Source organism: Aeromonas sp. 600774 (genome assembly GCF_049175075.1).
Lineage (GTDB): Bacteria > Pseudomonadota > Gammaproteobacteria > Enterobacterales > Aeromonadaceae > Aeromonas > Aeromonas veronii_A.
On record NZ_JAAKUJ010000013.1, the window covers coordinates 68,525 to 83,588 of the forward strand.

General features: G+C 60.2%; 10 protein-coding genes. 8 read left to right on the forward strand and 2 right to left on the reverse strand.

Translation table 11 applies throughout. The features are described 5' to 3' along the window. Positions 1 to 90 precede the first annotated feature (90 nt). The 6 genes from G5171_RS15055 to G5171_RS15080 all read left to right on the forward strand — a co-directional run bounded on the left by G5171_RS15055 (position 91) and on the right by G5171_RS15080 (position 9,996). Complete coding sequence (locus G5171_RS15055; protein ID WP_088868202.1) at positions 91 to 1,098, forward strand: substrate-binding domain-containing protein; 1,008 nt, start codon at positions 91 to 93, stop codon at positions 1,096 to 1,098. Positions 1,099 to 1,287: 189 nt separating this feature from the next. Beyond that, positions 1,288 to 4,347: a beta-galactosidase gene (locus tag G5171_RS15060; RefSeq protein WP_421260386.1), complete on the forward strand. Its 3,060-nt coding sequence runs from the start codon at positions 1,288 to 1,290 to the stop codon at positions 4,345 to 4,347. Positions 4,348 to 4,623: 276 nt separating this feature from the next. Beyond that, positions 4,624 to 5,610, forward strand: coding sequence for a galactose/glucose ABC transporter substrate-binding protein MglB (gene mglB, locus G5171_RS15065; protein ID WP_005340747.1), 987 nt, complete (start codon positions 4,624 to 4,626; stop codon positions 5,608 to 5,610). Between the two features lie 53 nt (positions 5,611 to 5,663). After that, a complete protein-coding gene (gene mglA / locus G5171_RS15070) occupies positions 5,664 to 7,184 on the forward strand; it encodes a galactose/methyl galactoside ABC transporter ATP-binding protein MglA (RefSeq protein WP_042081798.1) in 1,521 nt (506 codons plus the stop codon). Positions 7,185 to 7,200: 16 nt separating this feature from the next. Beyond that, positions 7,201 to 8,211 carry a galactose/methyl galactoside ABC transporter permease MglC gene (gene mglC / locus G5171_RS15075; RefSeq protein ID WP_005342585.1) on the forward strand — a complete coding sequence of 337 codons (1,011 nt, stop codon included), beginning with the start codon at positions 7,201 to 7,203 and terminating at the stop codon, positions 8,209 to 8,211. 51 nt (positions 8,212 to 8,262) lie between these two features. After that, a complete protein-coding gene (locus G5171_RS15080; RefSeq protein WP_421260387.1) occupies positions 8,263 to 9,996 on the forward strand; it encodes a methyl-accepting chemotaxis protein in 1,734 nt (577 codons plus the stop codon). A gap of 67 nt (positions 9,997 to 10,063) precedes the next feature. Here the strand turns inward: G5171_RS15080 and trmA are convergent, their stop codons facing one another. After that, complete coding sequence (gene trmA, locus G5171_RS15085; RefSeq protein WP_421260388.1) at positions 10,064 to 11,197, reverse strand: tRNA (uridine(54)-C5)-methyltransferase TrmA; 1,134 nt, start codon at positions 11,195 to 11,197, stop codon at positions 10,064 to 10,066. A 170-nt stretch (positions 11,198 to 11,367) separates the two neighbouring features. Here trmA and G5171_RS15090 point away from each other — a divergent pair, with 170 nt between their 5' ends. Next, positions 11,368 to 12,510: a DUF5610 domain-containing protein gene (locus tag G5171_RS15090; protein WP_421244466.1), complete on the forward strand. Its 1,143-nt coding sequence runs from the start codon at positions 11,368 to 11,370 to the stop codon at positions 12,508 to 12,510. 89 nt (positions 12,511 to 12,599) lie between these two features. Further along, a complete protein-coding gene (locus G5171_RS15095) occupies positions 12,600 to 13,133 on the forward strand; it encodes an ATP--cob(I)alamin adenosyltransferase (protein ID WP_421244467.1) in 534 nt (177 codons plus the stop codon). 99 nt (positions 13,134 to 13,232) lie between these two features. Here G5171_RS15095 and malZ read toward each other — a convergent pair whose 3' ends face one another. Further along, positions 13,233 to 15,062 carry a maltodextrin glucosidase gene (gene malZ / locus G5171_RS15100; RefSeq protein WP_421260389.1) on the reverse strand — a complete coding sequence of 610 codons (1,830 nt, stop codon included), beginning with the start codon at positions 15,060 to 15,062 and terminating at the stop codon, positions 13,233 to 13,235. Positions 15,063 to 15,064: the final 2 nt, after the last annotated feature.

Below are 15,064 nucleotides of genomic sequence, written 5' to 3' on the forward strand. Positions count from 1 at the left end.
CTCTGGCAGATCGTGCGTTATCCCCTGTTTTCAATGGGGTTGGTCGGTATAATGGTCCATCTGTCGCAGAGTGAAATAAGTGAAAACAGCATGAGTACCATCAAGGATGTCGCCCGTTTGGCCAATGTATCGGTGGCAACGGTTTCACGGGTGATGAACAACTCCCCCAAGGCCAGCGCCGCATCTCGCGAAGTGGTGCAGAAGGCCATGGCCGAACTGGGCTACACCCCCAACGCCAACGCGCGGGCACTGGTCAGCCAGACCTGCGACACCATGGGGGTAGTGGTCGGTGACGTGGCGGATCCCTTCTTCGGCGCACTGGTGAAGGGGGTCTCCGGCATCGCCGTCGAGCAGAACCTTCACCTGCTGATGGGTAACGGTTTTCACAAGGCGCGTCAGGAGCGTGAAGCGATCGAGCTGCTGATCGGCAAGCGTTGCGAGGCGCTGGTGGTGCACAGCAAGGCGCTGAGCGACGAGGAACTGTGCGATTACGCCATGCGGGTGCCCGGCATGGTGTTGATCAACCGCGATATTCCTGCCCTCAAGGGGCGCTGCATCGCCCTCAACAACCGGCTTGGTGCGGCCACGGCAACTCGCCACCTGATCGAACTGGGTCACCGCCATATTGCCTTTATCAGCTCGGATCACGCCATTGAGGATGCCACCTTGCGCCTGCAGGGTTATCAGGATGGACTGATGGAAGCGGGTCTGGCAGCCGATCCCGAGCTTATCGAGAGCGGCACGCCGAACGAGGAGGGGGGCGAGCGCGCCATGCTCAACCTGCTGGCCAAGGGGCTCAAGGTGACCGCCGTGGTAGCCTATAACGATGCCATGGCGGCGGGCGCCATCTCAGTGCTGGCGGATAACGGCCTGCGAGTGCCGGAGGAGGTCTCGGTAGTGGGCTTCGATGACATCATCTATGCCAGATATTTGCGCCCCAAGCTCTCCACCATGCGCTATCCCATCGAGCTGATGGCGGCCCAGGCGGCCAAGCTGGCCATTCAGCTGGCGGCGGGGGAGAGTGACGCGACCCAGAGCCGGATCTATACCCCCACCCTGATCAATCGCCACTCGGTGGCACCGGTTCGGGCCGGATAGCCCCCTTTTGCGGCCCTGTTCGGGGCCGTTTCTTGCACAGTTATTGTTTTACCTATTTTTAATCATTTTTACTCCGCTTTACTTAACAAAATTGGTGTAATCGTTTACATCTGTGTGAGCGAGATCGCCGTTCCCTGCGTCATACTTCTCTAGACTGAATACGTTTTCCAATCAGCAGGGAGAGAGTGAATGCTCAGGGAGATAGTGGCGCGTCAGGATTGGCAGACTCAGGCCATTACATCGGTAAACCGGCTGGCTGCCCATACCCCCATGTTCAGCTGGCGCAGCGAAGCGGATGCCAGGGGGGATCTGGCCTCTTCCTCCCGTCTCTTGCTCGATGGCGAGTGGCGCTTCTCCTTCTTTGCCGCTCCCGAATTGGTGCCCGAGAGCTGGCTGGCGCAGGATCTGGTGGATGCTTGCCCCATTACAGTGCCGGGCAACTGGCAGCTGGATGCCGCCTATCCAGCTGCGCGGCCGCTCACCGATGGCCCCATCTACACCAATATCAAGTACCCCTTTCCCTGCGATCCACCGCGAGTGCCGGCAGACAATCCTACTGGCTGCTACTCCCGCGAGTTCGAGCTGCCCGCCGACTGGCTGGCCAGCGGCCAGAGCCGGATCATCTTTGACGGGGTGAGCAGTGCCTTCTATCTCTTCTGCAACGGCCGCTGGGTCGGCTACTCCCAGGACAGCCGGCTGCCCGCCGAATTCGATCTGACTCCTTATCTGCAAGCCGGTCGCAACCGGCTGGCGGTGCTGGTGCTGCGCTGGTCCGATGGCTCCTATCTGGAAGATCAGGATATGTGGTGGCTGTCAGGGATCTTCCGCTCCGTCAGCCTGCTGCACAAACCGTCCCGTTATCTTATGGATATGCGGGTGACCCCCGAGCTGGATGCCTGCTATCGGGATGGCCGTCTCAAGATTGCACTGCAGGTAGCCAATGGGGCTGGTCTGTCGGTAGAGGCCAATCTCTATGACGGTAGCGAGCGGGTCGTGACCCTGCGCCAGCCAATCGGCACCCAAGCCATTGATGAAAAAGGGGCGTATGACGATCGCGCCGAGTTCTGGCTCGACGTGGCTGCGCCGCGCAAGTGGAGCGCCGAGACGCCTCATCTCTATCGCCTGACCCTGACCCTGCTGGACGAGCAGGGCCGCGCCATCGAGAGTGAGGCGTGCGATGTGGGCTTTCGGGTGGTGGAGATCCGTGGTGGCCTGCTGCTGGTCAACGGCCAGCCGCTGCTGATCCGTGGTGCCAACCGTCACGAACACCACCCCGCCAAAGGGTATGCCATTGATCGCGCCACCATGGAGCGGGATCTGCTGCTGATGAAGCGCCATAACTTCAACGCGGTGCGCTGCTCCCATTATCCCAACCACCCCGACTTCTATCGCCTGTGCGATCGGCTCGGCCTCTATGTGGTGGACGAGGCGAATCTGGAGACCCACGGCATGACCCCCATGGGGCGGCTGGCGCGGGATCCCGCCTGGAGTAACGCCTTTCTGGAGCGGGCGACCCGCATGGTGGCACGGGATTTCAACAACCCCTCGATCATCATCTGGTCGCTGGGCAACGAGTCGGGTTACGGCCCGGCCCACGATGCCATGTATGGCTGGATCAAGCGCAGCGACCCGAGCCGCCCGGTGCAGTACGAGGGGGGTGGGGCCGATACCCCGGCCACCGACATCATCTGCCCCATGTATGCCAGAACCCATCAGGATCAACCCTTCCCGGCGGTGCCCAAGTGGGCGCTGGCCAAGTGGATCGGCCTGCCCGGCGAGCACCGGCCGTTGATCCTCTGCGAATATGCCCACGCCATGGGCAACAGTCTGGGGGGCTACGCCCACTACTGGCAGGCGTTTCGCGCTCATCCACGCCTGCAAGGCGGGTTTGTCTGGGATTGGGTCGATCAGGGGCTCGACAAATACACCGCCGATGGCCGCCACTACTGGGGCTATGGTGGCGACTTCGGTGATGTGCAAAACGATCGCCAGTTCTGCTGCAACGGCCTGCTGTTCCCGGATCGCACCCCCCATCCAGCCCTGTGCGAGGCAAAGCGTGCCCAGCAGCCGTTCCGCTTCACTCTGCTTGAGCACACCCCGTTGCGGGTGCGGATCGAGAGCGAATACCTGTTCCGCTCCACCGATAACGAGCGGCTGTGCTGGCAGCTGTGCGAGAACGGCCATGTGCAGCTGCAGGGGGAGGTTTCCCTCATGCTGGTGCCGCAAGGGGTGGTCGAGTTGACCCTGAGCGGGACGCTGCCCGCCTTTGCGGCAGGCTCACTGGCCTGGCTCGATCTGGCCATCGTTCAGCCGCAGGCCACCCCTTGGTCGCAGGCGGGTCACAAGGTCGCCCGTCAGCAGTTCACCCTGCCGACGCCCCTCGCCCTGCCAGCGCCAGTCGCTGCCGCCACCCTGAGCGAGCAGCCGGATGGCTGGCGGATCACCGCCGCAAACAGCCAGTGGTGGCTCGACAAGCTGAGCGGCCGCATCACCAGTTGGCAAAAATCGGGGCAGGAGCAGTTGCTGGCGCCGATCATGGATCACTTCTACCGCGCGCCGCTCGACAACGACATCGGCACCAGCGAAGCGGATCACGCCGACCCCAGCTCCTGGATTGCTCGCTGGCAGGCGTGTGGTCTCGGTCAGTGGCAGCACCGCTGTCTGGGGATCGCGGTCGCCGGAGGGGAGATCCGGGTCAGCCATGGCTACTTCCATCACGATGAGCTGCTGCTGGTGAGTTACTGGCATCACCGCTTTACCGACGATGGCGCCATGAGCCTGGAGATAGAGACCGAGCTGGCGCAGGCGCTGCCTTCGCTGCCGCGGATTGGCCTGTTGCTCCATCTGGCCGAGGTGCCAGCGCGAGCCGAATGGTTGGGACGCGGCCCTCACGAGAACTATCCGGATCGTCTGCTGGGCGCTGATCTTGGTCGCTGGAGCCTGCCGCTGGAGGCCATGCACACCCCTTATGTTTTCCCGAGCGACAACGGCTTGCGCTGCGATACCAGCCAGTTGCAGCTGGGCAGCACGACGGTGAACGGCAGCTTCCATTTCAGTGCCAGCCGCTTCAGTCAGCAGCAGTTAGCCGCCGCCCGTCACCAGAGCGATCTGGTGGCTGAAGAGGGGCTGTGGGTCTGCCTCGATGGCGCTCACATGGGGGTGGGCGGGGATGACTCCTGGAGCCAGAGCGTGCGTCCCGAGTATCAACTGCTCGAGCGTCGTTACCGTTGGGGCTGCACTCTCCGTTAAGCCAGCTATGGAGGCGACTGTCGAGCCAGTGCGCCATTTTGACAACAGACCAGTAACGACTAGCCTCAATGCTGTGGGAAAGATTGAGTCTCAAATCTGATTTTTATTTATATGTATTTGAAAAATAAATATAAAGTTTCAATGTAACAGAGTGTAAACGTTTTCATTTTGTCGTCATGATCACAGAAGAAATGACAACAAACTGATTACATTGATTGGCGCTTGCTCAATTGCTCGCCACCCTACAACACAGATAGACACATCGGAGCACACATAATGAAAAAACTGACCACAGTTGCCGCCCTGCTGATGGGCATGATGGCTGGAGCCAATGCCCAGGCTGACACCCGTATCGGGGTAACCGTCTACAAGTACGACGACAACTTCATGGCGGTCGTGCGCAAGGCCATCGAGAAGGAGGCGGCAGCCACTCCGGGGGTGGAACTGCTGATGAACGACTCCCAGAACGACCAGTCCAAGCAGAACGACCAGATCGACGTGCTGCTGGCCAAAGGGGTGAAGGCGCTGGCCATCAACCTGGTTGACCCGGCGGCGGCGCCGGTGGTGATTGAGAAAGCCCGTGGCGAAGATATCCCAGTTGTCTTCTACAACAAGGAGCCGAGCGCTACCGATCTGGCCAGCTACGACAAGGCCTACTACGTGGGTACCGACTCCAAGGAGTCAGGGATCATCCAGGGCCAGCTGATTGCCAAACACTGGAAAGCCCATCCGGAGTGGGATCTGAACAAGGATGGCGTGATCCAGTTCGTGCTGCTGAAAGGGGAGCCGGGCCACCCGGATGCCGAAGCGCGCACCTCCTACGTGGTCAAGACCCTGAACGATGGCGGCGTCAAGACTGAACAACTGCACATGGATACCGGTATGTGGGATACCGCCATGGCGAAAGACAAGATGGACGCCTGGATCTCCGGCCCCAACGCCAACAAGATCGAAGTGGTCATCGCCAACAACGACGGCATGGCAATGGGCGCAGTCGAATCACTGAAAGCCCAGGGCAAGACTGCCATTCCGGTGTTTGGCGTCGATGCGCTGCCGGAAGCGCTGGCCATGGTCAAGAGCGGTGCCATGGCGGGTACCGTGCTGAACGATGCGGCCAACCAGGCCAAAGCCACCTTCGAGCTGACCAAGAATCTGGCTGAAGGCAAACCGGCCGGTGAAGGCACCAAGTGGAATATCGTCGACAAGGTAGTACGTGTTGCCTACGTCGGTGTGGATAAAGACAACCTGTCCCAATTCGAGTAATTCCCTCCTCCAGGGCAAGGGAGATCCCCTTGCCCTTTTTTCAACCAGATGTGATGGCTGATATGACAACACAGCAACAATCAGAATGGCTGTTGGAGATGATTGACGTCAGTAAGAGCTTTCCCGGCGTCAAGGCACTCGATAATGTCAATTTACGGGTCCGTCCTCATTCTGTGCATGCGTTGATGGGCGAGAACGGAGCGGGAAAATCGACACTGCTCAAGTGCCTGTTCGGCATTTACGAGAAGGATCAGGGCAAGATCTTCTTCAAGGGGCAGGAGATCAACTTCACCTCCTCCAAAGAGGCGCTGGAAAATGGCGTCTCCATGGTGCATCAGGAGCTCAACCTGGTGTTGCAGCGTACCGTGATGGACAACATGTGGCTCGGCCGCTACCCCACCAAGGGGTGGTTTATCGACCACGGCAAGATGTATGACGACACCAAGCGCATCTTTGATGAGCTGGATATCGACATCGATCCCAAGGTGAAGGTCGCGACCCTGTCGGTCTCCCAGATGCAGATGATCGAGATCGCCAAGGCGTTCTCCTACGATGCCAAGATCGTCATCATGGACGAACCCACCTCCTCCCTGACCGAGAAAGAGGTGAACCACCTCTTCAAGATTATCAACAAGTTGAAGGATAAGGGGTGCGGCATCGTCTACATCTCTCACAAGATGGAGGAGATCTTCCAGCTCTGTGACGAGATCACCATATTGCGGGATGGCCAGTGGGTGGCAACCCAGCCGCTCAAGGGCATGACCATGGATCAGATCATCGGCATGATGGTCGGCCGTGAACTGACCCAGCGTTTCCCGGAAAAGACCAACCAGCCGAAAGAGGTGATCCTCGAGATCGAACACCTGACGGCGAAGAACCAGCCCTCCATTCAGGACATCACTTTCAACCTGCACAAGGGGGAGATCCTCGGCATCGCCGGACTGGTCGGGGCCAAGCGCACCGATATCGTCGAGACCCTGTTCGGTATTCGCGATCGCAGCCAGGGCAGCATCAAGCTGCACGGCAAAGAGGTGGCCAACCACAACGCCCACGAAGCGATCCGCAACGGCTTTGCGCTGGTGACGGAAGAGCGCCGCTCCACCGGTATCTACTCCCGACTCGATATCGCCTTCAACTCCCTGATCGCCAACATGGACAGCTACAAGGGCTCCATGGGGCTGCTCAGCGACAACAAGATGAAGAGCGATACCCAGTGGGTGATCGACTCCATGCGGGTCAAGACGCCGACCCAGCAGACCCAGATCGGTTCCCTCTCCGGGGGCAACCAGCAGAAGGTGATCATCGGTCGCTGGCTGCTGACCCAGCCGGAGATCCTGATGCTCGACGAGCCCACCCGCGGCATCGACGTCGGGGCCAAGTTCGAGATCTACCAGCTCATCCTGGAGCTGGCGAAGAAGGACAAGGGGATCATCATCATCTCGTCAGAGATGCCGGAATTGCTGGGGATCACCGACCGCATCATGGTGATGAGCAACGGCCGGGTCGCCGGGATCGTCAATACCAAAGAAACTGACCAGAGCGAGATACTGCGCCTGGCATCTCTGTACCTCTAGAGACAGGAAGACATTTATGGAGTCGGCTAAAAATTTCAATCTGATGCAGGCGCTCAAGGAAAACGCCATCTATCTGGTGCTGCTGGTGCTGCTCATGGTCATCGTGATCCAGGAGCCCTCCTTCCTGAGCCTCACCAACTTCAGCAACATCCTGACCCAGTCCTCGGTGCGGGTCATCATCGCGCTGGGGGTGGCGGGCATCATCATCACCCAGGGGACGGATCTCTCGGCAGGTCGTCAGGTCGGTCTGGCGGCACTCATAGCAGCCACCATGTTGCAGGCGCTGACCAACGTCAACAAGGTGTTCCCGACGCTGGGGGAGGTGCCCATTCCTGCGGTGATCCTGCTGGTGTGTGTGGTGGGTGCCCTGATTGGTCTGGTCAACGGTCTCATCGTGGCCTACCTGAACGTTACCCCGTTCATTACCACCCTGGGCACCATGATCATCGTCTACGGTATCAACTCCCTCTACTTTGACTCGGTAGGGGCCTCGCCGGTGGCCGGGTTTGATCCCCGCTTCTCCAGCTTCGCCCAGGGGTTTATCCGGATAGGAGGATTCAAGCTCTCCTATCTCACCTTCTACGCGGCCATCGCCAGCGTCTTTGTCTGGGTGCTGTGGAACAAGACCCGCTTTGGCAAAAACATCTTCGCCATCGGTGGCAACCCCGAGGCGGCCAAGGTCTCCGGTGTCAACGTAGCCGTCAATTTGGTGATGATCTATGCGCTGGCTGGGGTCTTCTACGCCTTCGGCGGCATGCTGGAAGCGGGCCGGATCGGCAGTGCCACCAACAACCTGGGCTTCATGTACGAGCTGGATGCTATCGCAGCGTGCGTGGTGGGCGGCGTGTCGTTTGCTGGCGGGGTGGGAACGGTTGCGGGTGTGATCACCGGCGTACTCATTTTCACTCTGATCAACTATGGTTTGACCTATATCGGGGTCAGCCCTTACTGGCAGTTCATCATCAAGGGCGGCATCATCATTCTGGCGGTGGCATTGGATTCCATGAAGTACGCCAAGAAGAAATAACGATTGGCAGAGAGGGTTGGCGTTGCCAGCCCTCTCTTCTGGAGGGAACCCATGCCATTCAAGGTCAAGATTTACCTCTTGCTGCTACTGGCCATTCTGGTCACCATCGGCACCGCCGGGCTCAGCGTCAACCACTTCATCAGTGGCTACATTCGCACTCAAGCCACCCACAACATCAACGAACAGATCACTCTGGTCAAAGAGAAGCTGGCCAGCGACATCAATCAGAAAATCCTGCTGGCCGCCAACCTCAACTTCGGGGTGACCAACGTCAAGAAGACCCTGCAAGAGACCGGCTTTCACAACATCGTCAAAGTGATCGGCGACATGGCATTCGACGTGAGCGGCGTCATCAACGACAGCGCCAGGGTCGATGCCCTGCGCAAGCTGATCCCTGCAGCCAACAACCAGATTACCGTCAGCCCGCTGCAACAGGTGGATGGCAAGCCGGTTATCACCATTCTGGTGCCGCGCGGCGCCGATTCCGCCTATCTCTACTACCTCGACATGAGCGAGTTCAAGAGCCTGCTGGAGAAGATGAGCGGCGAGGGGCGCTACTTCTCGCTGGCCGACGGCCAGGGCAATGAGCTCTACAGCAGCAAACCGCAGGGGGAGAGCGAAGCGCGCCCCAACCAGCTGGATATTCGCGGTAACAGCTGGACCCTGACCGGCTACATCGATCTTGACTATATCCGTGCCATGACCCGGTCACTCAACGGCCAGATCATCATGGCGCTGTTTGGTGTGGCGATAGTGGTGATGGTGCTGGCAATGCTGGCGCTCAACGTGGCTTATCGACCCATTGTTTCGTTACGGGATCTTGTGCTGGAGCTCTCTCGCGGCAGCGGCGATCTCACCCGCCGGTTGGCGGTGACCAGCAAGGATGACCTGGGCCAGATCTCGGCCGGGATCAACCGTTTTATCGAACGCTTGCAGGAGATGATGGGGGAGGTGCAACAGGCGAGCGGCCAGCTCAACAGCGGCATCGAGGGGCTGGCCAGCCAGACCGGCGCCGCCCAGTCCCTATTGGCGGACCACGTGCGCGAGACCGAGCAGGTGGTGACCGCCATCAACGAGATGAGCCGCACCGCGGTCTCCGTCTCCGAGAGTGCGGCCAGCACCGCCCAGCTTACCGGCCAGAGCCAGCAGCTGGCGAGCCAGTCCCGCCAGGTAGTGGATCAGGCGATGGCCAGCGTGATGGCGCTGGTGGACGAGGTGGAGGAGACCGCCCGTTCCATCGAGGCGATGCAGCAGGATGTGCAGCAGATTGGCTCTGTATTGGGGGTGATCGGCAGCATTGCCGAACAGACCAACCTGCTGGCGCTCAACGCCGCCATCGAGGCGGCTCGCGCCGGGGAACAGGGTCGTGGCTTTGCGGTGGTGGCGGATGAGGTACGCTCGCTTGCGGCCCGTACCCAGAAGAGCACTGCAGAGATCCAGACCATGCTGGCCAGCCTGCAGCGGGGCACCCGGACTGTGGTGGAGGCCATGGGCAACACCAAGCAGAGCTGTCAGGGGGCTGCCGAGAACACCACTAAAGTCAACGAGTCGCTGGATCTGATGGCGGGGGAAGTGGTGGAGATCAACGATCTCATCAGCCATATCGCCACGGCAGCGGAGCAGCAGAGTGCGGTGGCTGAAGAGATCAATCGCAACATGAGTGCCATTGCCGAAGTGATCCGCCAGCTGACCCACAATGGCGAAGCGACGGTTGCCAGTTCCGCCGCGATGCAGCAAACCTACGACCGGCTGCGGGAGATCGTGGGCCACTTCCGACTGGAGTAAGGCCGATGTTGAGCCAATAACAAAACAGGGCCATCCGGCCCTGTTGTTGTTTTCCTGTCTGCCTTAATCAATCGGCCTTGCGACGCAGATAGACCCCGGCTTCCATGTGATGGGTCCAGGGGAACTGGTCGAACAGGGCGAAACGGGCGATCTCGTGGGTTTCGCCCAGCACGGTCATGTTGGCCTGCAGGGTTTCGGGGTTGCAGGAGATGTAGAGGATGTTGTCGTACTCCTGTACCAGCTTGACGGTCGCATCGTCGAGACCGGCGCGGGGCGGGTCGACGAAGATGGTGTTGCACTGGTAGCTCTTGAGATCGACCCCCTTGAGGCGGTTGAACTCCCGCTCGCCACGCATCGCCATGGTGAACTCCTCGGCCGACATGCGCAGGATAATCAGGTTGTCGACGCCGTTGGCGGCGATGTTGAACTGGGCGGAGTCGACGCTTGGCTTGGCGATCTCGGTGGCCAGCACCTTGCGGAAGTTCTGCGCCAGCGCGATGGAGAAGTTGCCGTTACCGCAATAGAGCTCCAGCAGATCCCCTTCGCTCCCCTTGGTCACATCCAGCGCCCAGGCCAGCATCTGCTCGTTGATGGCAGCGTTGGGCTGGGTGAAGCTGTTCTCCACCTGCTTGTAGATGAGCTGGCGACCTGCCACGTTGAGCTGCTCGATGACGAAGTCATCCCCCAGACAGATCTTCTGCTTGTGGGCGCGGCCAATCAGCTGCAGCTCGAACCCCTTGGCGCGCAGGTCGGCCTGCAGCGCTTCGGCGGCTTGTTGCCATTCGGCCTCCAGCTTGCGGTGATAGAGCAGGCTGACAATGATCTGGCCGGACTGGGTGGAGAGGTAGTCAATCTGGAACAGCTTGCGGCGCAGCACCGGGTGTGGGCGCAGCACCTCCAGCAGCAGCGGCATCAACTGGTTGATGAGGCGGCTGGCGGTGGGGAAGTGGTCTATCTTGATGATCTCTTTAGTCGCCGGGGCATACATGCAGTGGAAGAGGTCATCCCCTTCGTGCCAGATGCGAAATTCGGCGCGCATCCGGTAGTACTCCGCCGGTGAGCTGTGCACTTCCAGCGCCGGGAGGGTGAAGCCGGCAAACAGCTCGGTGAGGCGAGCGCGCTTTTCGTCGAGTTGGGCCTGATAGTCGGCCGCGGTTCTAGGCGCCGGAGCGTTCGCGGAAGGCTGTTGGGATTGGGTCATAAATACCTCACATGCACACCGGCCGGGCCGGGTCGAAATCGGGGGAAGGCAACAGGCCACCCAAAGGGGCCCGATTTTAAAAGCCAGCCGCAGATTGTCCAGCATTTTGTGGTTAAGAAGTGTTCAGTCAGGCCGATAGCTGATCTACAGGCATGGTGGGAGGACACATTATGCAGATCGAAGGCGTGGGCGCAGCCCAACCCAAGGGAGTGGGTGTTTCTCCCAAATCGCCCCAACAGGCGGAGCCGAAACAGGTCAAGAGCGAGGAAGAGGTCTCCTTGCACAAGCCGCCCAAGTGGGCGCAGGTGCTGATCCAGCAGGCGCTGCAGTTTTCGCTGGAGATTAACGGCCAGGGCTATCAGGCTCCCAAAATGAAGGAGCCCGAAGAGATCACTCCGGAGACCCTGTTCGACTTCCAGTCGGTGGCGGACAACGTGTTGCAGTTCGTGACCGGGCGGCTTGGTGCCGCGCGGGCCGATGGTAAATCCGATGACGACCTGACCGGGATGATGGAACAGGCCCGCAAGGGGATCGAAAATGGTTTTGGCGAGGCAAAAAAACAGCTCGGCAAGTGGGCGACCGACAACGAGGATATCAAGACCGGTATCGATCAGAGCTACAAGCTGATCCAGAAGGGGCTCGAGGAGTTCGAGAAGGAGTTCTTCGGCAAGGTCTCCCCGACCGACATGGGGCAGGCCGAGATGGCCAGCCGCCAGCAGGGCTATCTGGAAATCCAGACCAAGGATGGCGACAAGGTGGTGCTGCGCTTCAACGACAGCTGGCAGACCAAGTCCCAGAAGGATGAGAGCGGCAGTCAGTTCAGCCTCAAATCGAGTCAGAGCTTCAGCTTCTCACTGGAGGGGGATCTCAACAGCGACGAGATGGAGTCCATCGGCAAGCTGGTCAAGGGGATCGACGAGCTGGCGGGGAACTTCTTCTCCGGCAACTTCGAGGATCTGCTGGATAAGGCGAATGAACTGAAGCTGGACGACAGTCAGCTGGCCTCCTATTCCCTCAAACTCAAGCAGAGCGTCAAGTTGAGCCAGACCTATCAGGGGGCCAGCTCCCTGCAGGATCTGCTCAAGCCGTTTGCCGACTATCTGCCCAAGCTGGATCAGGTACAGAAGCAGGCAGATACCCTGCTGCCGGAGTCCCAGCAACAGGCGCTGACCCCGGCAGTGCTGGCCGCTCGCGGTCAGAGCGATCCGGCACAGATCAGCAGCTTCACCAACTTCAACCAGCGCATGCTGGAGGCGCTGCGGATGATCGGCCAGTTCCAGCCCTCCACCGAGCCCGCCAGTAAGAACGCCTGAGCCACAGCGCGTAACGCAAGTAATGAGCTGCCGTTTGCCAGCCCTTCCCGGGGCTGGCAAACTGGCCTTTTCTCCAATCCGGTTGCCCCATGAACCCCAAGAAGCCAAGAGACAAGCGCGAGCTCTGCTACCCCTTTATCTTTGAAAGCTCGCTCAAATGTGATTTTGAAATCGCCACCGACGAGCTCTGTTGTCAGGTTGGGGCCGTGCTGTCACACCTTGCGCCGGATGCGGATACCCGGCCCGTGATGGCGGATCTCGCGGCGTTGCAGCGGCTTATCTACAACCTCAACGGCTCGGTACGCGGCAAGCTGGGGATCTTCGACGCAGATCTTGAGTGGCTCAAGGCCCGTTACGACCACTACAACGAGGCAAGTCGCGGTAGCGTCACCGGTTTTGTGCTGCCACAGGGGCCGCAGCCCATTCCAACCCTCCATCTTTGCCGCTGTGGCAGCAAGAAGGTGGTGCGGCTGCTGGTGCGGCTGGAAGAGAGCGAGGTGGCCTTCGATCCCATTCTCTATCGCTTCGCTAACCTGCTGGCCAACTTCTTCTTCGTGCTCACCGTCTACCTCAAGCAGCGCTGGCAGGTGCCGGAAGTACCCTACGTCAGCATCAATTACTGATGTCGGCAGGCAAAGAGCCGAACGCCATGGTGGATTGAACGGAATAAAAAACCGGAGCCTTGGACTCCGGTTTTGTTTTTCAGCGCGTAAGTTGCCCGCTCAGCTGGAGATCAGCACCCGGGCCGAGTTGGCCGGGATGGTGAGCTGCAATTCGCCTTGTACTACTTCGAACTTTTCGCCGTTGAAGGCGTCTGTGAAGCGGCTGGCCGGGCTCGCGGTCTGCCACAGGGGCAGGCTGATGGTGCGCGGCTCGTTCGGGTGACGGTTGCAGGCCACCACCACCTGATCGCTTTGCAGGGTACGGGCGAACACATAGCTGTGGGGCCCGGCGTAGAGGGTCTGGATATCGCCACGGCGCAGGGAGGGGCGCTGGCGGCGGATCTGGATCAGCCGACGATAGTGGTCGTGCAGCACGTGATCCCAATCAGTGGTATCCCACGGGAAGCAGCGGCGGCAGTCCGGATCGTTGCCGCCGGAGAGCCCTACTTCATCGCCGTAGTAGATGGAGGGCACACCGATATAGGTGAGCAGCAGGGTGGCGGCCAGCTGCATCCGCTGCTTGTCTTCACCCAGCAGGTGGAGGAAGCGGGCGGTATCGTGGCTGTCCAGCAGGTTGAACTGGGCCAGCTGGTTCTTGAACGGGATATGGGCCCGCGCCAGCTTGAGCCAGCGATCCAGCTCTTCGGCGCTGATCTTGATGGGATGGTAGGCGATATCCTGCCCCGCAAGGAAGGCGCGGATCGGGTGAGCGAAGCCGTAGTAGTTCATGGCGCCGTCCTCCTGATCCCCCTGTAGCCACTGGCTCGCCTCGAAGAAGTGTTCGCCCAGCACATAGGCATCCGGGTTCTCCTGCTTCACTGCCCCGCGAATGGCGCGCACGTGACTGCGGTTACCCTCGGCGGTGCCGCGCTCCCCCAGCATGTGGATGACGTCAAAGCGCCAGCCGTCGATCTGGTAGGGGGCGCGCATCCAGTAACGGAGGATGGCGTCGTCGGCCCGATAGACGGCGTCCTGTACCTTCTCGCAGGAGAAGTCGAGCTTGGGCAGGCTGCGAATGCCCTTCCAGCTGACGTAATCCCCTTCTTTGTCAAAGGTGTAGAAGCTGCGCCACGGGGAGTCCGGGTTGCTCTGGGCTCCCAGTGGCGGGCAGAACCAGGGGTGTTCGGTAGAGGTGTGGTTGACCACCGCATCGAGGATGATCTTCATGCCGCGCTGGTGCAGGTTGCGGGTCAGCTCGGCGAACTGCTCGTTGCTGCCGAGATGGGCATCCACCTTAAAGTAGTTCTGGGTGTCGTACTTGTGGTTGCTCGGTGAATCGAAGATTGGGTTGAGGTAGAGCGCCGTCACCCCGAGGGATTGCAGGTAGTGCAGCTTGGCATCGATCCCCGCCAGATCCCCACCATAGAATTCGCAGGCGCCGTGGCCCTCTTCGTGACGGCTGACCGGCTCGCCCCACGCCTTGCTGATCACAGCCTTGCCACGGTACTCGTACTCGTGATGCTTGACGCTGAGGGACGGATCACCGTTGCAGAAGCGGTCGGGAAAGATCTGGTAGAACACCTGATCCTGCACCCAGGCCGGTGGCTGGTGCAGGCTGTTGAAGCGAAAATGCTGCTCCCGTGGCGGCATGGACGCGCTGACACCCGCCCCGTGCAGCCACCACTGCTCCTCGTCGGTGAGGCACTTGAAGCTGTAGAGGTGGATATCCTGTCCTTTGCTGAGCGGCAGTGTCCCTTGCCACACCTGTAGCCGGTCGCGAGTCGAGATCGCCGTCATCGGGATCAGATACTCCTCGTTATCCGGCTCGTGGCGCAGCCACACCTCGCGGATTGGCGAATCCAGCTCGCTAAAGAGGGTCAATTGCAGTGCGTCGGCGCTCTCTTTGAACCAGGGCGCCACCTGGGGATGAAACAGAAACGGATGGGTCATGA